General features: G+C 59.3%; 13 protein-coding genes. 1 reads left to right on the top strand and 12 read right to left on the bottom strand.

Features of this window, described 5'->3' with window-relative positions:
- Window positions 1-459: 459 nt before the first annotated feature.
- The 12 genes from ACTQY1_RS07310 to ispE form a co-directional block, all read right to left on the bottom strand.
- Window positions 460-2262: a DUF2357 domain-containing protein gene (locus tag ACTQY1_RS07310; RefSeq protein WP_308664482.1), complete on the bottom strand. Its 1803-nt coding sequence runs from the start codon at window positions 2260-2262 to the stop codon at window positions 460-462.
- A 7-nt stretch (window positions 2263-2269) separates the two neighbouring features.
- Window positions 2270-5521 (bottom strand): hypothetical protein, encoded by a 3252-nt coding sequence (locus tag ACTQY1_RS07305; protein ID WP_441373951.1) that lies wholly within the window; start codon window positions 5519-5521, stop codon window positions 2270-2272.
- A gap of 121 nt (window positions 5522-5642) precedes the next feature.
- The gene (locus tag ACTQY1_RS07300) at window positions 5643-7028 is read right to left on the bottom strand and encodes a diguanylate cyclase domain-containing protein (protein ID WP_441373950.1); all 1386 of its coding nucleotides are present in this window, start codon (window positions 7026-7028) and stop codon (window positions 5643-5645) included.
- A 583-nt stretch (window positions 7029-7611) separates the two neighbouring features.
- Entirely contained in the window at window positions 7612-8214 is a 603-nt protein-coding gene (locus ACTQY1_RS07295; protein WP_303225381.1) for a nitroreductase family protein, read from the bottom strand.
- Window positions 8215-8438: 224 nt separating this feature from the next.
- Window positions 8439-9320, bottom strand: coding sequence for a UTP--glucose-1-phosphate uridylyltransferase GalU (gene galU / locus ACTQY1_RS07290; protein ID WP_302574898.1), 882 nt, complete (start codon window positions 9318-9320; stop codon window positions 8439-8441).
- Window positions 9317-9931 (bottom strand): aminoacyl-tRNA hydrolase, encoded by a 615-nt coding sequence (gene pth / locus ACTQY1_RS07285; RefSeq protein WP_022486597.1) that lies wholly within the window; start codon window positions 9929-9931, stop codon window positions 9317-9319. Before pth ends, galU begins: the two co-directional genes overlap by 4 nt.
- A 54-nt stretch (window positions 9932-9985) precedes the next feature.
- Window positions 9986-10951 (bottom strand): ribose-phosphate diphosphokinase, encoded by a 966-nt coding sequence (locus tag ACTQY1_RS07280; protein WP_022486598.1) that lies wholly within the window; start codon window positions 10949-10951, stop codon window positions 9986-9988.
- Window positions 10952-11093: 142 nt separating this feature from the next.
- Complete coding sequence (gene glmU, locus ACTQY1_RS07275) at window positions 11094-12467, bottom strand: bifunctional UDP-N-acetylglucosamine diphosphorylase/glucosamine-1-phosphate N-acetyltransferase GlmU (RefSeq protein ID WP_022486599.1); 1374 nt, start codon at window positions 12465-12467, stop codon at window positions 11094-11096.
- Window positions 12468-12487: 20 nt separating this feature from the next.
- Window positions 12488-13702 carry a threonine ammonia-lyase gene (gene ilvA, locus ACTQY1_RS07270; RefSeq protein ID WP_154487360.1) on the bottom strand — a complete coding sequence of 405 codons (1215 nt, stop codon included), beginning with the start codon at window positions 13700-13702 and terminating at the stop codon, window positions 12488-12490.
- A 51-nt stretch (window positions 13703-13753) separates the two neighbouring features.
- Window positions 13754-14566, bottom strand: coding sequence for a pur operon repressor (gene purR, locus ACTQY1_RS07265; RefSeq protein WP_022486601.1), 813 nt, complete (start codon window positions 14564-14566; stop codon window positions 13754-13756).
- Entirely contained in the window at window positions 14566-15291 is a 726-nt protein-coding gene (locus tag ACTQY1_RS07260) for a GntR family transcriptional regulator (protein ID WP_022486602.1), read from the bottom strand. Before ACTQY1_RS07260 ends, purR begins: the two co-directional genes overlap by 1 nt.
- Before the next feature lie 6 nt (window positions 15292-15297).
- Entirely contained in the window at window positions 15298-16155 is an 858-nt protein-coding gene (gene ispE / locus ACTQY1_RS07255) for a 4-(cytidine 5'-diphospho)-2-C-methyl-D-erythritol kinase (RefSeq protein WP_308664486.1), read from the bottom strand.
- Window positions 16156-16960: 805 nt separating this feature from the next.
- Between ispE and ACTQY1_RS07250 the strand changes: the two genes are divergently transcribed.
- Window positions 16961-17833, top strand: a complete 873-nt coding sequence (locus ACTQY1_RS07250; protein WP_022487233.1) for a YitT family protein — start codon at window positions 16961-16963, stop codon at window positions 17831-17833.
- Window positions 17834-18211 lie beyond the last annotated feature (378 nt).

Here is an 18211-nt window from a genome sequence, read left to right as displayed (position 1 = left end):
TCTAGTATATTATCATATCACAAATGGGCGGGAGATGCACGAAAAGGGGATGTTGCACGTGAAAAATATGCGTGCAGCATCCCCGTCAATGGTCAATTGTCAATGGTCAGCGGCTGGTGGAAGCCAAACGCGGCTGGCGTTTGGCAGGAAACGGAAACGCAGCTGCCGCTGCTAACCCACCACCAGCCCTGGGGCTGGTCCCCCGCCCTTGAAAAGGGCGGATAAAAACGCGGGGCGCAAGGGCCCCTTGTTTTGATGCTGAGAACCGCACAGAACTCTTCTGCTTTGAGATAAAAAAGCAATGGGCGTCAGCCCGAGCGTATATCCGCCCTTTTCAAGGGCGGGGGACCGTTGCGCCTGCGCAATGGTGGTGGGTTAGCAGCCTCCGGCTGCGTCTCTGTTCAAAACCATTTGCCCCCGGCAAATGGTCTCCTTCAGCTGCTGACCGTTGACCGCCTCTTACCCCCTCACTTCCCGGAGCAGCTCCCGGATGTTCTCCTGCTGGTTTTCTTCGGTCACTTCTTCGGAGAAGGGAATCACGTTGGCGGCGGGGCGGATCTCTTTGACCGGCAGCTGGCAGTTGTAGAAGCTTTCCAGCTGCTGTTCTCCGTGGGTAAGGCCGTAGAGGATCTCCAGGCCCCGTACCGCCACTTCCACCGGCTGTCCCTTTTCTTCATAGGGCACCGGGCTGAGAGACAGCAGGTATTTGTAGCTCATTTCCGGCATCAGTTCCTGGAGGACTTTTTTCCGGTAGCTGTACTTGGCGTCCAGGATCAGGTAGTTCTCCCGGTTCCCCTGCTTCCACCGGAGCAGGTAATCCGGGGTGTAATAATGGCCCTCTTCCAGGGGCTTGAAGGCGTAGGTGGTGTTCCGGTACAGGTGGATGGCCCCCGGGCCCTGTTCCGGCTGGTCCGTGAGCACCGGCTGGAAGAACAGGGTCAGTTCCTCGTCCCCCCGCTCCAGCCGGTACACGTTCTGGTACCCGGAATGGTCGTACAGGTTCCGGCTGCCCAGGGTGTACACCTTCCGGCGGCATTCCTCCAGTACAAACCCTTCCTGCCGGAGCCCCTGGAGCAGCCGGGCCAGGCAGTAGATCTCGAACACGAAGGTGTTTTCGTACAAATTGAGGAGCATCCGCTCCCGGGGAAAGTGGCGGCAGGTGTTCTGGTACCACTGGTGGATGCACAGATAGATCCGGTAATACTGGGGCACCCGGAAAAAGGGCTCCGTAGGTTCCGGCATCTGGCTGGCGTCCAGCAGGGTCACCGGCAAAATCTGCCGGTAGGACACGAACATTTCCTGGAGCCGCTCCTCCACCTCATCGCACCGTTCCAGGAAGCCCTTCAGCATGTGGGCGGCGTTGGCGTAGAGCACCTGGGAGGACAGCTGGTACCCCTCCCGGTCGGCTTCCGGCAGGTCCAGCCCCTGGACCAGGGCCCGGATTTCCTTTCCCTCCTCCCCGATGTCGTAGAGCATCCGCTGGAGGAAGCTGAGGACCACCTGGTTCTCGTACACGTCCCGGCTCATTTTGTCCTGGGTCATCAGGAGTTTTTCCGGCAGGTAGTGCTTGTCCCCCACCTGGATCCCGAAAGGGGCCTCCCGGAGGTATTCCGGGTGCCGGACCAGGTACTGGAGGGTGTGGGGGCTGACAGTCTGGACCTTTTCCGTCCAGTCCACCACTTCGGCGGTTTCCAGGGTATGCCGGCAGTTGGCCTTGAAATACCCGTAGCTTTCCTCATACACCTGGAGGATCTCCTCTGCCAGGGTCAGCTGGGACAGGAAATCCTGGAACCCGTTCCGGCTGTCCGGGCCGGTGCCCTCCGGGGCTTTATCCCGCAAAAGCGGCGCCTGGTGGGCGTAGATGTATTCCACCATGGCCTTCAGGTTTTCCTGCTGCTGGGAAGGCTGGATCAGTACCGGCAGCAGATCCGTGTACCAGGTCTCTCCCGGCTCCTCCCCTTTCTGGAGGGTGATTTCCAGTTCCACCAGCCCCATATGGTAGGCAAAGATATTGTAGGGAAACAGGATCATGTGCCGGCGGCTGTCCCAGAGACTGTTGAGAGGCTTCCCGTTAAGGGAGACCCCGGCCCCTGTGCAGTCCCAGTCTCCCGGCAGTTCCAGGTCGTAGTGGAGGTTTTCCCGCACCCCCTGGTGACCGGCGGCGGCCAGCACCCGTTCCGCCGAATGGGGACGGGGCTCCCGGGTCACCGGCAGGGTCAGGACTTCTCCGTTCTGTTCCCGGAGACGGATGAATTGTTCCATGGCCATCTTAGTGGAAGAACTGGAAGAACTTCATCCGCCGGTTCCCCCACTGGAGGATCTGGTCCAGCAGGGCCGCACTCTGGACCATCCGGTTGCCTTCACAGTCGTCCCGGAACTGGATCAGCCATTTTTCGTATTCCGCCCCGTTGCCGCTGAGTTTGGGCAGGATCTTCTGGGCCACCGCATAGTCCAGGGCGATGATCCCGGGCCGGATGTGGTCTTCCGGTTCCATGAGCCGGGCAGCCACCTTCCAGTACCGGCGGAGGGCCAGCTCGATCCGCATGCTCAGGTAGATGTTCTGTTCCGCCAGCCGTGCCTTGATCCGGTCGTACACGTTCTGTTCCACGCTGGTCAGCTGGCAGCTTTCCCGGGGCGCCACGTCGAACAGGCTCTTCAGCTGGCTCCAGGACAGCAGCTGGATATCCCCCTGGCTGATCCCCTGGGTCATTTCCGGCACCGCGTCAGTCCGGGGCAGGGTGATGATCCAGGCCCGGTCGATGAGCCGGGGAGACAGGGTCTCGGTGGTGTGGTCGTTGTTGATGGTGGCCAGGAAATGGAGGGTCTCCGGCAGCTGGAGCCGGTGGTTGTACCCCAGGCTCAGGGTGTGTTCCCCGTCCCAGTCGTCGCACACGTTCATAAAGTCCGCCCAGTAGTATTCCATGGGGGACAGGTTGGCCTCATCCAGCAGGATGTAATAGGGGAACTGGCGGATCCCCCGGGTCTTTTCCCAGTCCAGCAGCTTCAGCCCGTCGTACACGTCCCGGTTGCTTTCCTCAAAGGTCCGGGTCAGCGGGTTGTAGTACCCGATCAGGTCCCGTTTGGAGGTCCAGCCCCGTTCCACGGACACCGGGATGTACCGGTTGGCGGTGCTCATGAATTCCTGTTCCCCGATTTTCCGGTCGAACTGGGTGAGCCCCAGCACCTTCCCCAACAGGTTGCAGAAGGAGGTCTTGCCGCTGCCGGGAGCCCCGGAGAATACGGTAAGGAACCCCTGGTGGGTGCAAATCAGCAGGTTCAGGATCAGGTTCCGGCTGTACTGGGGCCGTTCCTTCTGGATGGCGGTGATCAGATAGTCCAGGGCCTTCCGGTTGTTGGTGCCGGAGGCAGGCAGGCTGTTGATGGCTTCCGCCAGTGCTTCCGGGCTCTGGGGCCGGGGCTTCTGGTTCTTCCGCTGTTCCGCCTGGGCCAGGGCCTTCCGGGTACGGGCGGGCAGCCCTTTGGCACTGCCCAGGTCCTGCCAGATGTCCGGATACCGTTCCAAAAGGGCGGTGATGAAGTCCTGGCTCCACCGCTTGTTCAGGTTTTCCAGCAGATGCCGGTAGAGGAAGTCCCCCACCTGTTCATACCCTTCCCGGGCAGCGTCGTCCCCTTCCAGGATGGCTTCCAGCCGGGCGATCCGTCCCTGGCGGATGTGGGCCGGGAGACCGCTGAACAGCTGGGTCTTTTCCCGTTCCAGGAAGCTTTTCAGCACCCCGGGCTTCACCAGGTCCCCTTCGTCCACCTGGACGGATTTCACCAGGCTCCGGAGGAGCACTTCGTCCGGCACCCGGTCCACCAGCTGGGAGGGAGACCCGGGCACCCGGTGCCAGAACACCCATTCCGTCTTTTCCTGCCGGCTGGCCCAGGTGCCTTCTGCCGGGTAGAAGGTGACGGGCTGCCAGGCTTCCGGCGGGCAGGCGGTCAACAGGTACTGGTTTTCCGGCACATCGCTCTGGAGGAAGAAGCCGAACCGGATGTTCTTCTGGACCTCATAGGGCCCGGCGATCCACCCGTCCCGGAGCTGGAGCAGGATCTGCTTGCCGGCGAAAAGGCCCGGTTCCTGGAGCCGGAGCACCGTATCCATGGAAAGAGGATCCAGGAGATGGGTCTCCGGCACCTGTTCATAGAGCCCTTCCCCAAAGGGGAACCGGAGCCGGCCGTCCTTCAGGGCGTCGATGCAGAACACCCGGTAGGCGGTGGACCGGAGATTCCCCTGGCTGTCCTTGTTTTCCACCAGGGAATGGGGTCCCAGGTCCAGGAACACAATGTCGTTTTCGTGGAAGTGTTCTTCCATGTATTTCTGGTCGCTGTGGAGGCTGTACCACAGGTTGATGTTCTTGTACTGTTCCGCCCGGGGAATCAGCTCATCGATCTCTTCCGGGGTCAGGGCCCGGTAGGTTCCCTGTTCCCATACCCCCATGGGGGTGAAGTTGTAGAAGCTGTCCACAATGTTGATCCGGCCCACATAGGTGGTGAAGGGTTCTTCTTCCGGGGCTTCCGGTTCCGCCGGAGCGGCCGGTTCGTCAGGAGCCGGGGCCGGTTCTGCCGGTGCCGGGGCGGCTTCCGGCTGGGGAGCCGGGGCGTTCCGGGGTTCCGGAGCAGGGGTTTCCGGGGCTTCCGGCCGGGCCGGGGTGGCTGTTTCTTCCGGTGCTGCCTCTTCTGCCGGAGCCGGGGTTTCTTCCGGGGCCGGTTCCGGAGCGGCGTTCTTCTTCCCCCGGCGGTTCCGGGCGGCCTTGTCCCGGTTCCGGCTGTTCCGGGGCTTCCGGGAGGCCGGTTCCTCCGGGGCTTCTTCCGGGGAAGCTTCCGGTTCCCGGTTTTCTTTGTTATCTTTGTTATCTTTGTTATCTTTGTTATCTTTGTTGTCTTTACTATCTTTATTTTCTTTGCTGTTCCTGGCTTCCTTGTTCTCTTTGGCCCCTTTCTTCTCTTTGGAGTCCTGGGTTTCCCGGGCCTCCTTTTCCTTCTTCTTCATCAGGGATTCCGCCTGGTGCTGTTTCCCTTCCGGATAGGGCATTCCGGCCATTTCCAGCACCATCCACAGGGCATTGGGACGGAAGGGCTGCTTTTTGTTCTGGCAGATCCGTCCATATTTCAGCAGCAGTTCCGCCATGGCATCCGGGCTGTATTTGCAGATTTTCCTGATATTCTCCGGATCCTTCCCTACAATCTGCTGCAGGTTCCGGCATACCTGGCCCAGGAAGGCCTGGAAGGTATAGGCGGCAATGTCCCGGTAGATCCGGTCCCCTTCCTTGTACAGTTCCACCGCAAAGGGGACGATTTTTTCCCGGACCCGGGGGGACCGTTTGTCCAGTTTCCCCAGCTGGATAATGTATTTCCGGTATTTCCGGCTGTTCCCCTTCATGGGCTTCAGCAGCACTTCCACCGGGGTAGTTTCATAGATCAGCTGCAGATACCGGTCGTTGATATTCTCCAGTTCCTCCTCAGAAACGGTCAGGGAGGAGGGTATAACAGGAGATTTTGGCTTTTTCGGCGATTTCATGGTGTGACCTCCAAAAATAAAATATAAGAGTAATTTGACAAATAAAAAGAAAGCCCACGCCTCAAAAAGCGCGGCTTTCTTTATTATACCCGTGGATGTGGGGCCGGGTCAAGGAAGAGGTCTACCCCTTCCCCTCTTCCAAGCCTTTGTGCCTTCTTTCGTGAAGAGCATAATAGGAGGCCTTGTCCTGGTACATTTCCCGGTCAGCCTGGCGGATGGCCTGCCTGATCCGGGCGGAATCCTCCAGCCACAGGGACCCTACAGCCAGGATGGGTTCCGGGTCTTCAGCCAGTTCCCGGCGGATCTGCTCCACCCGGCGGGAAAATTCCCGTTTCCCCAGGTTCCGGGCCAGCACGATGAATTCGTCTCCCCCTTTCCGGAACACCTGCTCCCGGGAAAAGTTCCTGACCAAAACCCCGACGGCCCGGCGGATCAGCTCATCCCCGGCCTGGTGGCCCTGTTGGTCGTTGGTGGCTTTCAGACCGTTCACATCGGCGTAGATCACCCCCAGGGGACGATTCTGCCGGGCCAGGCTGTGGAGAGTCTCCTGGAGGGCGTTCCGGTTGTGGACCCCGGTAAGGACGTCGTACCGGCTCATATGCTCCAGCTGTTTCACCAGCTTGTGGTTCCGGATCTTGAAACTGAGGAAATAGGAAATGGTTTCCAGCACTTCCCGGGTGTTGATCAGGTCATTTACCTCGTAATTGTCCGCTCCCAAAAAGCCCACGATCTGTCCCTGCAGGTAAAAGGGCGCAGCGATCAGCCGCTGGATGTTCTGCCGCTTCAGGTTCTCGTAGTCCACCGGATCATCTTCCCGCAGCAGTTCGATGTCTTCAATCAGCACACAGGTGGAACTTTCCAGGAACTGGCTCCAGCCTCCCATGTACAGCTGATAATCCTTGTTCTGCAGGGTCTGGATTTCCGGTTCAATTCCCGGGGCGCACCATTCAAAGGTGTTGGAGACGGTTTTCCCGTCGGTTTCCAGCACATACAGCCGGTCCGGGTGGATCATTTCTCCCAGGGCTTCCAGGGCGTGGTCCATGGAAGCCTCATACCCTTCCTCTCCGTTGAGGATCCGGGAAATCTGGAGGATCACGTCATCGGTCATCTTTCCCCGGCGCATGGCGTGGCCCTCTTCCCGTTCCCGGTCGGCAACCATGAACACAAAGGCCACCCATCCTGGATGGTTCTCCAGGGGCTTTACGGCAAAATCCAGCCAGTGGCCGATGGCCTCTTCATAGAGGCTGCTGTGGATTTCCACCCGTTCCGACACTGCCTTGTAGCAGCATTCCATCCACAGCGGATTCCCCTGGGGATACACCTCAAAGAACCGGTGTCCCAAAAGATCCTTGGGGGCGCGGCCCGCAATGGTGCAGTACAGCTGGTTCACATAGACATACCGGGCATCCATGGCTCCAGATCCCCCCTCATTGGGGATCATCTGGAACACCGCATAGGCAACCGGTACGTCCCGGAACAGATCCAACCCCATCCTGTCTTCGTCCATAGCATACACTCCCTTACAGGCATTGTCATCATCCGCTGTTGGGTAGAATGGTGAGCCAAATTGTCAGTTTACAATTCCATTATACCATGAAAAGATACATGTGACTATACAGGAAAGGGGCTGCTGAATGGGCAGCCCCTTTGGTCGCGGTCAGCGGCAGGTGGAGGCCAGATGCCCTGGCATCTGGCTTTGAACGGAAACGCAGCCCGGGGGCTGCTAACCCACCACCAGCCTGACGGCTGGTCCCCCGCCCTTGAAAAGGGCGGATAGACAGCACACCGGGATGGTGCCCTGGTGCCCCAATAGATATGGGCGGCCGGGACGGGCTCGCCTGCGGTAAGCCCCTACCACGTTGGGGTCAAAGGTTCATCACGATGATCCCCGCCAGACGGTCCTTCGATGAAACCCGTTGTTTCCCTACCCTCCGACCCTGACGCCGTAGGGGCGCGCCAAAGGCACGCCCTTCCGTGGCCGCCGGTTTTCCTATATTTCCAGGAACCCGCCCTGGGGGTTCCTTCCATAAAAAAGAACCCGCCCCCAAAAGGCGGGTTCTTTCCTTTGACCGTTGACCGAGTTGCTGTTCTTATTTCTTCACCCACACCCGTTCCTTCACATCCAGTTTCTCGATGGGTTTGGGATCGGCGGTGGGTTCCCCGAAGGGCATCTGGGCCACCAGGGTCCAGCTGTCCGGCACTTCGAAGGCCGCCTTGATGGCATCGTCGATGATCGGGTTGTAGTGCTGGATATTCACCCCCAGCCCCAGGTCCGTGAGAGCCGTCCACAGGGCGAACTGGAGCATTCCGTTCCCCTGGCTGGCCCATACCGGGAAGTTGGCCGCGTACCCCGGGAACTGTTCCTGGAGCTTTTTCACCGTGTCCGTTTCCTCAAAATACAGCAGGGTGCCATAGGCAGCGGCGAACCCCTTCACCTTGGCTTCCGTAGGGGCGAATTTCTCCGCCGGCACGATTTTCCGCAGGGTTTCCATCACAATGTCCCACACCTTGTCATGGTACTTCCCCAGGGCCACGATCACCCGGCCGCTCTGCATGTTGAAGGCCGAAGGCACCTCCCGGGTCACCTTTTCCACCGTGTCGATGATGGTGTCCTCCGCTACCGGGATGTTCCGTCCCAGGGCATAATTGGTCCGCCGATGAGCCACCGCCTGATAAAAATTCCGTTCCGTCATGATATTCATCCCCTTAACTGTTATTTTACAAAGTACATTTGATGGGTATAGTATACCATATGGGTGGGGAAAAGGGAAGGGGCGCGCCACAGGCACGCCCTTCCGTGGCCGCCGGTTTTCCTATATTTCCAGGAACCCGCCCCGGGGGTTCCTTCCATAAAAAAGAACCCGCCCCCAAAGGCGGGTTCTTTCCTTTGGCCATTGACAATTGACCATTGACAGCCCTATTCCATTTTCTCCGTCAGTTCCTTCAGATAGGCCTTGAACGCCGGGCCCAGGTCCTGTCTCCGCAGAGCGAATTCCACGGTGGCTTTCAGGTAGCCCAGCTTGTCACCGGTGTCGTACCGTTTCCCTTCGAAATTGTAGGCATAGACGCTTTCGTTGTGAGCCATCACCCGGAGGGCGTCGGTGAGCTGGATTTCCCCACCCTTCCCGGGCCGGGTCTGTTCCAGTACATCGAACACATCCGGGGTGATCACGTATCGTCCCAGGGCGGCAAACCGGCTGGGAGCCTCTTCCACGCTGGGTTTTTCCACCATGTCCTTCACCTTCAGCAGGTTGTGGTCGTCGGTTTCCTCCCCGTCGATGATCCCGTAGGCGGACACCTGTTCCGGCTTTACCACCTGGCAGCCGATCACCGTGCCCCCGGTTTTGTCATACTGGTCCATGAGCTGCTTCAGGGCCGGTTCACCGCTGCCGTTGTACACCACATCATCCCCCAGGATCACACCGAAGGGTTCCCCGTCGATGAAATCCTTGGCACAGAGGATGGCATCCCCCAGGCCCCGCTGGTATTTCTGCCGCACATAGTGGATCTTGATGCTGGAAATGGCCCGGACCTGCTTCAGCAGTTCCATCTTCCCGCTTTCGTACAGGTGCTCTTCCAGTTCCGGAGAGCTGTCGAAATGGTCCTCGATGGCCCGTTTGGCATGGCCGGAGATGATCAGGATCTGTTCGATGCCGCTGTGGAGGATTTCTTCCACAATGTACTGGATGGTGGGTTTGTCCACAATGGGCAGCATTTCCTTGGGCATGGCTTTGGTTTCCGGCAGGAACCGGGTACCGAACCCGGCAGCCGGGATCACGGCTTTACGGACTTTCATCATTGGGCATTCTCCTTTGTTTCTTCATGGGCGGCCTTTTTGGGTGCTTTTTTGTTGAACCGCTGCATCAGTTCTCCCACGTCGGCTCCCTGCATCCAGGCTTCCACCGCATCGGCGGCCTGTTCCAGGGCGTCCTGGATCTTTTCCTTGTCCTCTCCCTGGAAGGGATGGAGCACGTGGCTGATCACCGCCTGTTCCTGGTGGACCGGGTGGCCGATGCCCACCTTGATCCGGGGATAGGCCTGGCTCCCCAGGGCCCGTTCAATGGATTTCAGGCCGTTGTGGCCTCCGGAAGACCCTTTCCGGCGGATCCGCAGGGTCCCCACCGGCAGGTCCATGTCGTCCTGGATCACCAGCACGTCTTCCGGGGGGATGTGGTAAAAGTTGGCAAAATCCGCCACTGCCGCCCCGCTGTTGTTCATGTAGGTGGTGGGTTTGATCACCCAGCATTTTTCCGGCATCCGTTTTTCCAGGTAAGCGGCATTGTCCGCCTTCCGCCAGGCGTCCGTGTCCCCCCACCTGCTGGCCAGGATGTCCGCGGTCATGAACCCGATATTGTGCCGGGTCCCGGCATATTCCCGCCCGATGTTCCCCAGGGCAACAACTAGTTTCATAAGATTCTCCTATAAACGCAAAAAGGGTGCTGCACCGCAGCACCCTTTTACCCTTTAAATTTCAAACAGCTGGCTGATGGACAGCTGGTTGTAAATCCGCAGGATGGTCTCTGCCAGGATCGGAGCCACAGAAAGCTGGGTAATCTTCGGATGCTTTTTGTTGGGCGGCAGAGGAATCGTGTTGGTCACGATCAGTTCCTTGATTTCGGACTGGGCAATACGACTCAGTGCCGGATCCGTCAGGATGGGATGGGTTACGCAGGCGTAGATGTCCTTGGCGCCGAATTTCTTCAGAGCCTTGGCCCCTTCGCACAGGGAGCCGGCGGTATCCACAATGTCATCCACCATGATGCAGATCTTGCCTTCCACATTGCCGATCAGGTTCATGACTTCCGCCACACCAGGTTCCGGCCGTCTCTTGTCGATGATGGCCAGGCCGCATTCCAGACGGTTGGCAATGTTCCGGGCACGGCTTACCCCGCCCAGGTCCGGAGAAATCACCACCATGTCTTCCGGTGCAAAGCCTTTTTCCTTCACATAGTCTGCCAGGATCGGGCCCCCGGGCATATGGTCCACAGGAATGTCAAAGAAGCCCTGGATCTGGGCTGCATGGAGATCCACCGTCACCAGACGGGTGATCCCGGAAACGGTCATCAGGTCCGCCATCAGTTTGGCAGTGATGGGTTCCCGGCCCCGGGCCTTTCTGTCCTGACGGGCATAGCCGTAGAAGGGAACCACTGCGGTAATGTGCCGTGCGCTGGCTCTCTTGAAGGCGTCGCACATGATCAGCAGTTCCATCACGTTGTCGTTGACAGCCGGTCCGCAGGTGGGCTGGATCACAAATACATCCTTGCCCCGGACACTTTCATTGATCATGACCTGGACTTCTCCGTTGTTGAACCGGTTGATCACCGCGTCCCCAACCGTAGTTCCCAGATAGGCAGCGATTTCACGTGCCAGATCAGGGTTGGCGTTCCCGGAGAAAATCGCCATGTCTTCGCCTGTTTTATCACCCAACATACAATCAATACCCCCACTGCTTTATAATGTAATTCTATTAAAAAGTATACAACTCATTGAGGTTTGTGGCAAGGGAAAAAAATGAGAGGCAACAGCCTCTCATTTTTGGCCGCGGCCAAAAAAGGGGCCCAAGGCCCCTTTTTTATTTCTTATTCCGGTACTTCTCCGCCCAGCCGGGGATGTTTACCTGTTTCCCCCGGGCTACCCCCAGGGCGTTTTCCGGCACATCCTTGGTAATGGTGGAGCCGGCGGCGATGTAGCTGCCTTTGCCGATGGTCACCGGGGCCACCAGGTTGCTGTTGCAGCCTACAAAGGCGTCGTCCTCGATCACCGTCCGGTGCTTCACCTTCCCGTCGTAGTTCACGGTAATGGTGCCGCAGCCCATGTTCACCCCGCTGCCGATGTCGCTGTCCCCGATATACTGGAGATGGGGCAGCTTGGTGCCCACTCCCACATTGGAGTTCTTCACTTCCACGAAGTTCCCCATCTTCACCTTGTCCCCGATCACCGTGTTGGGCCGCAGATGGTCGTAGGGCCCCATATGGACCCCATTGCCCACCTGGCAGTCATGGGCGTAGGCGAACTGGATATGGGTGCCATTCCCCACTTTCACATTGGTGAACCGGACCTGGGGTCCCACTTCGCAGTCTTCCCCGATCTCCGTTTCCCCTTCCAGCCAGGTGAAGGGATAGAGCACCGTATCCCGGCCCACCTTCACGGATTTTTCCACAAAGGTGCTGGCAGGATCCATCACCGTGACCCCGCTGTCCATCAGTTTCCCCAGGATCCGTTCATTCATCACCTTCTGGGCCACCGCCAGCTGCCGCCGGGAGTTGATCCCCATAACCATGTCGAAATCCCCGGTTTTGATCCCGGCCACCGAGCGGCCCCGTTTCAGGCATTCCGCCAGGATGTCCGTCAGGTAGTATTCCCCCTGGGCATTGTCGTTCTTCAGGTTCACCAGAAGGTCGAACAGCAGGGGCAGTTCCACACAGTAGATCCCGGTGTTGATTTCCCGGATCTTCCGCTGTTCCGGGGTGGCGTCCTTTTCTTCCACGATCCCGGTCACCTGGCCGGCATCGTCCCGGAGGATCCGTCCGTAGCCGAAAGGATCCGGAGCTTCCGCCGTAAGCACGCTGACCCCGGCGCCGTTTTTCAGGTGGGTTTCATAGAACTTCTTCAGTTCTTCCCCTTCCAGGAGTGGCGTATCCCCGCAGAGGATCAGCGCCGTCCCTTTTGCATCTCCCAGCAGGTCCCGGGCCTGGAGCACCGCATGGCCGGTGCCCAGCTGTTCTTCCTGGACTGCCACCCGGGCCCGGGTCCCCAAAAATTCCGTCACCTGTTCGGAACCGAAGCCCACGATCACGATTTTATCGTCCGCCCCTGCTTCGTCCGCTGCGTCCAGCACATGTTCCAGCATGGGCTTGCCGCTCAGTTTATGCAGGACCTTGGGGAGCTTGGATTTCATCCGGGTCCCCTTCCCTGCCGCCAGGATAATTGCCGCCAAATCTGCCATTCTTCCTTGCCTCCTAAAAATTACCGCAGTTCAATTTTGTAGCCCGCCTTGCGCAGGGTATCCGCCACTTCTTTGGAATGCTGCGCGTTCCGGGTCTCCACATCCAGTTCCACCCGGGTCACCCCCAGGGGCACGGACCGGTCTGCCCGGTCGTGGTTGATGTAGAGGATGTTGATTTTCATTTCTTCCAGATAGCTGACGAACTTCAGCAGTTCCCCCGGCCGGTCCACCATCCAGGTGACCATCCGGACCCGCCGGCCGGTGCGCACCAGCCCCCGTTCGATGATCTGGGAAATGGTGTTCACGTCGATGTTCCCGCCGCTGATCACCGCTGCCGCCCGGTCGCTGCCCGGGACGATGTGGTGCAGCAGGGCTGCCAGAGGCGCTGCCCCGGCTCCTTCCACCACCATCTTGCCCCGTTCCAGCATCAGCAGCATGGCGGCACAGATGTCCTCTTCGTTCACCAGCAGCATGTCGTCCACATATTTGTTGATCAGGTCCCAGGTGAGCTTCCCGGGGATCCCTACGGCGATCCCGTCGGCGATGGTCTTGCCCACCCCGTGGGTCACCCATTTGTTTTCCTTTTTGCACAGGTACATGGCCGGAGCCTGTTCCGTCTGGACCCCGTACACCTTCACCTTGGGGTTCACCTGCTTCACTGCCGCGGCGATCCCGGCCAGAAGGCCCCCGCCCCCTACCGGCACCACGATGCTTTCGATGTAGGGATTCTGTTCCAGGATCTCCAGGCCGATGGTCCCCTGGCCGGCGATCACCGCCGGGTCGTCATAGGGATGGACAAAATAGGCGCCGGTTTCCTTCTGGATCTCCTGGGCCTTGGCCAGGGATTCGTCGAAGGTCTTCCCGTAAAGCACCACGTCCGCCCCGTAGCCTTTGGTGGCTTCCGCCTTGGCCAGAGGCGCCCCTTCCGGCATCACCACCGTGGATTTGCAGTGGGCCATCCGGCTCCCCAGGGCCACCCCCTGGGCATGGTTCCCGGCAGAAGCGGCGATGATCCCCTTGGCCTTCTGTTCCTCGCTGAGGGTCATGATGCAGTTGGAAGCCCCCCGGACCTTGAAGGACCCGGTGCGCTGGAGGTTTTCCAGCTTCAGGAACACGTCCCGCTCACTGATGGTGCTGAAGGTATGGTTGTGTTCCAGCGGGGTTTTGTGGACCAGCTTTTCCAGCCGCTCCTGGGCAGCCCGGATGGTTTCCAGGGTGATGGTTGTGTCTGTCATGGGAATCTCTCCTTTTTTGGGTATTGGGTACGGCAAAATATGATGGATCTGTTACAGCATTTCCGGGACGATGTCGATGGCTTTCGTCTCGTCATCCACCCCTTTCAGGGTCATCAGGGACGCATATTCGCTGACGATCTTCTTTTCCGGCTCCCGGCTGGCAATGAACAGGTAGGTGCCCACCACTTCGGCCCCCACTTCTTCCGCCAGTTCCTGCATGCCCCGGGCGGTGCCCCCCGCCCGCATGAAGTCGTCCACCACCAGTACCCGGCTCTTGGGGGCCAGGGCCTTCCGGGGCAGGCTCATGGTCTGGATCTTCTTGCTGGAGCCGCTCACATAGCTGATGGAAACCGCCGGGCCTTCAGTGATCCGGGCTTCCTTCCGGGCCATCACCATAGGGATGTTGAAGGCACGGGCAGTGGCCAGGGCCAGGGAGATCCCCTTGGCTTCCACAGTCATAATGTAGTCCGGCTGGAGTTCCAGGGTCCGCTGCATGATGATTTCCCCCAGCCGGAAGGAAATCTGGGGATCGAACAGCAGGTCGTTCATGTAGATCATTCCCCCTGGAAGCAGCCGGGCAGGGTCGTTGAGCCGTTTGGCCAGGGTCCAGAGGAATTCGTTGTCCGCTTCAGGAGAATGATAGGGAATGAACCGGACCCCCCCGCTGGCTCCCGCCACGGTTTCGATGATTCCCAGATCGTAGGTGGACAGCCCGTTCCGGACAGTCTGGACATCTTCGCTGAGGGTGCTTTTGGCCACGGCGAATTTTTCACAGAAATAGCTGAAAGGAAACAGCTGAAAAGGATGATCGTTCAGTTCTTTGGTCAGTGCCACAATACGTTCCAGTCGTTTGATCCGTGCCATTATGCATTCCCCTCCTTCTTGTTCCCTGCCTTCTGGTCAGCGTGTTCCTTTTCCTTGGCTTCGATGACCTTCAGCAGGGTCCGTTCCGCGTTTTCCATATGGGTCCGCACCGCCTTCTGGGCCTTGTCCACACTGCGCTGGGCAATGGCGTCATAAATGGCCTGGTGTTCCTTGATCATATCGTCCAGACGGCCGGGGTAAGGCATGGACCGGCCCCGGATGGCGGTGATCTGTTCCCGCAGGTTGCTGATGATGTTCATGCACCGGCGGTTCCGGCTGGCCTTGTAGATCACATCATGGAACGCCGTATCGTTTTCGATGATCCGGGGATAATCTTTGGCCGCCACCAGAGGCTTGTCCGCATCCAGCAGGGTCTTCATCTCCTTGATCTCGTCATCCCCGATCCGTTCCGCCGCCAGTCCCGCTGCCAGAACGTCCAGGGCCGTACGGATCTCGTACACTTCGTTGATGTCCTTGATGGAAATGTCCGCCACATAGGCGCCCCGCCGGGGGATCATCACCACCAGGCCCTCCAGTTCCATTTTCCGGATGGCTTCCCGTACCGGGGTCCGGCTGACCCCCATCTCTTCCGCCAGCTGAAGTTCCATCAGCCGCATCCCTGCCGGGAACTGTCCGCTGATGATGGCCTGGCGGATGTTGTCCACCACCACATCCCGCAGGGGTCTGTAATTGTCCAAAGGAATCTGTTTCAATTGCCGCACCATAATAAACTATGCCTCCTCAACCGTATGTGCCACTTCAAGTTGTATATCCTGCTGTCTCCCTGCCAGGTATTCTGCCGCCCGGGCCGCCGCCTGCCGGTCCGGGAAGATCCCGAACACCGTAGGGCCGCTGCCGCTCATCAGGGCCTTTTCCGCCCCCAGGGCCGTCAGTTCCTGTTTCAGCTCCTGGAGCACCGGATACCGGTTCACCGTCACCCGTTCCAGGTCGTTGCCCATCCTGTCCAGGATCCCCTGCCGGTTCCCCTGGCGGATGGCATTTTCCAGTCCCCGGATATCCAGGGGCACCCGGCCGGGGGTCCGGTCCATTTCCCCGTAGACCCAGGCGGTGGATACCCCCAGGTTCCGGGGTTTGGCCAGGACCAGATCCAGCCGGGGCACCGGGGGCAGGACGGTCATTTTTTCCCCCCGTCCCCGGGCCCTCTGGGTGCCTCCGTACAGACAGAAAGGAACGTCGCTGCCGATGCTGGCCGCCAGTTCCTCCAGGGCCTGCCGGTCCAGAGGCTGCCCGCAAAGGTCATTGAGCCCCCGGAGCACCGCCGCTGCGTCCGTACTGCCCCCGGCCAGCCCTGCCGCCAGGAAGATCCTTTTGGTGCAGGCCAGGTGCCAGTTGACGGCCAGACCGGTTTTTGCGCTGAACGCCCGGGCCGCCTTCACCATCAGGTTGCTGCCGTCACAGGGCAGGTCCGGGTTGTCGCAGACAAGAGACAGTCCCTCCCCTGGGGCAAAGGAAACAGTGTCCGCCAGGGAAATGGACTGCATGATCATGTCCACCTGATGATAGCCGTCAGGACGGCGGCCCAGCACGCTGAGCCCCAGATTGATTTTACCGTATGCCTTCCGCTCCATGGTTTGCTCCTTTGTCCATCAGGAGAAGTCCCCCCCGCAAAAATGATTGTGTATTCTGTATTCATTTATTGTACCGTGAAAACCCATTTGCCGCAAGAGTTGACAGGGGTTTTTATGAACATTTTTTCAAAAATTTTTCACGAACGTTCTTTAATTATAATTTTCAGTCACCGGCTGTCGGAAATATGGGGAAAATGGTACAATGGGGGAAGAAGCCTGGGGGGCGCCTCTGTCAGCGGTCAGCGGCCGGTGGTGGCCGGATGCCCCCGGCATCCGGCTTTGAATGGATTGGCCCTCTGGGCGGCCGGGAAGGGCTCCCCTGCGGGGAGCCCCTACAACGTTGGGGTCAGAGGATCATCACGGCGATCCGGGGATCCCAGCCAGGCAACCCTTCGATGAACCCCGTTGTCCCCCACCCTCCGACCCTGACGCCGTAGGGGCGCGCCGCAGGCACGCCCTTCCCGGCCGCCGGTTTTCCTATATTTCCAGGAACCCGCCTTGCGAGTTCCTTCCATCGGCTAGTGACTAGAGACTGTAATCCCATATCCATTTGCCCCCGGCAAATGGTTTCCATCAACGTGAGACGTCCGGCCCGCCCGTTGTCCATTCTATATCCGCCCTTTTCAAGGGCGGGGGACCGTTGCGCCTGCGCAATGGTGGTGGGTTAGCAGCCCACCGGGCTGCGTCTCCCTTCAAAAAATTTTGCCTGCAAATTTTCTCCATCAGCGTGAAACTGCAAAGCGGCCCTGCCGCTTTTCCCCATACACCGGGGCTGCCCTGCCAGCCCCCAAAGGAGGTCCTGCCATTGAAAAAAAACATCATCCGCTACTGCATCACTGCCCTGGGATGCCTGCTGATGGCCCTTTCCATCAACGCCTTCTTCGTCCAGCACCATTTCCTGTCCGGCGGCATCTCCGGGGTATCCATCATCCTGTACTACCTGACCGGCTGGCCCCCGGGGATCACCAGCCTGATCTTCAACATCCCCCTGTTCTACATAGCCTGGAAATACATGAGCCGCCAGTTCTTCATCGACAGCGTCATCGGCACCGTGCTGTTCTCCCTGGCCCTGGACGGCACCGCTTTTGTCCAGGCCTACGTGAACATCCCGGACAAGCTCCTGTGCTGCATGGCCGGGGGCGCCCTGGGCGGCCTGGGCGGAGCCCTGGTGTACCGGTCCGAAGCCTCCACCGGCGGAGTGGACATCCTGGGCTTCCTTACCAAAAAATACTACAACATTTCCGTAAGCACCACCAACTTTCTCTTCGACTGCTGCGTCATGCTGGCCGCCGTGGTGTTCCTGGGGCTCACCCCGGTGCTCTACAGCCTGGTGCTGTTCTTTATTACCTTCAAGGCCACCAACCTGTTCATGGTGGGCTTCGACTACAAAAAACAGGTAATCATCGTGTCCACCCACGCGGAAGAGATCAGCCGGCGGATCATGGACGAAGTGAACCGGGGGGTCACCATCCTCCACGGAGAAGGGGGCTACACCCGCCGGCCCCTCCAGGTGATCCTGGTGGTGGTGAAGCTCACCCAGCTGGCCCACCTGGAAACCATCATCAAAGAAGTGGACCCTATGGCCTTCGTAACCATCCAGGACGCCAACAACGTGTTCGGCAGAGGCTTCACCCAGCCCAACCTGGATCTGGAAGAGGAGCGGAGGCTGAGGAAGTAGGGGCTGCTGCGCTGCAGCAGCCCTGTCAGCGGTCAGCGGCCGATGGTGGCCGGATGCCGGGCATCCGGCTTTGGACCTATGGCCCTCTGGGCGGCCGGGATGGGCTCGCCTTCGGCAAGCCCCTACAGCGTTGGGGTCAGGGGATCACTGCGGCGATCCTGGGAACGGGGTTGTCAAAGGATCCGTTTCCCTGACCGTTGTGCCCCACCCCGATTCCAGCCGACCCTTCGATGAAACCCGTTGTCCCCCCCCCTCCGACCCTGACGCCGTAGACCAACTATATAAAGTCAAGCCAATTTTAAAATAAATTTCAGTTGCTATGGATCTTTGCAAAAGGGTGCACTTACCCAAGCCCCCTTTTGTGGGCTTAAAAAAATC

The sequence above is a fragment of the Acidaminococcus sp. HCP3S3_G9_1 genome (genome assembly GCF_052122455.1).
In the GTDB taxonomy this organism is placed as follows: domain Bacteria; phylum Bacillota; class Negativicutes; order Acidaminococcales; family Acidaminococcaceae; genus Acidaminococcus.
This window is presented reverse-complemented; position numbering and strand designations above follow the sequence as displayed.

Coding starts and splice junctions, on each gene's coding strand:
- purR (WP_022486601.1), bottom strand. CDS start 14,566: ATGGCACGGATCAAACGACTGGAACGTATTGTGGCACTGACCAAAGAA.
- pth (WP_022486597.1), bottom strand. CDS start 9,931: ATGAAACTAGTTGTTGCCCTGGGGAACATCGGGCGGGAATATGCCGGG.
- ACTQY1_RS07295 (WP_303225381.1), bottom strand. CDS start 8,214: ATGACGGAACGGAATTTTTATCAGGCGGTGGCTCATCGGCGGACCAAT.
- glmU (WP_022486599.1), bottom strand. CDS start 12,467: ATGGCAGATTTGGCGGCAATTATCCTGGCGGCAGGGAAGGGGACCCGG.
- ACTQY1_RS07305 (WP_441373951.1), bottom strand. CDS start 5,521: ATGAAATCGCCGAAAAAGCCAAAATCTCCTGTTATACCCTCCTCCCTG.
- ACTQY1_RS07300 (WP_441373950.1), bottom strand. CDS start 7,028: ATGGACGAAGACAGGATGGGGTTGGATCTGTTCCGGGACGTACCGGTT.
- ACTQY1_RS07310 (WP_308664482.1), bottom strand. CDS start 2,262: ATGGAACAATTCATCCGTCTCCGGGAACAGAACGGAGAAGTCCTGACC.
- ACTQY1_RS07280 (WP_022486598.1), bottom strand. CDS start 10,951: ATGTTGGGTGATAAAACAGGCGAAGACATGGCGATTTTCTCCGGGAAC.
- ACTQY1_RS07260 (WP_022486602.1), bottom strand. CDS start 15,291: ATGGTGCGGCAATTGAAACAGATTCCTTTGGACAATTACAGACCCCTG.
- ispE (WP_308664486.1), bottom strand. CDS start 16,155: ATGGAGCGGAAGGCATACGGTAAAATCAATCTGGGGCTCAGCGTGCTG.
- ilvA (WP_154487360.1), bottom strand. CDS start 13,702: ATGACAGACACAACCATCACCCTGGAAACCATCCGGGCTGCCCAGGAG.
- galU (WP_302574898.1), bottom strand. CDS start 9,320: ATGATGAAAGTCCGTAAAGCCGTGATCCCGGCTGCCGGGTTCGGTACC.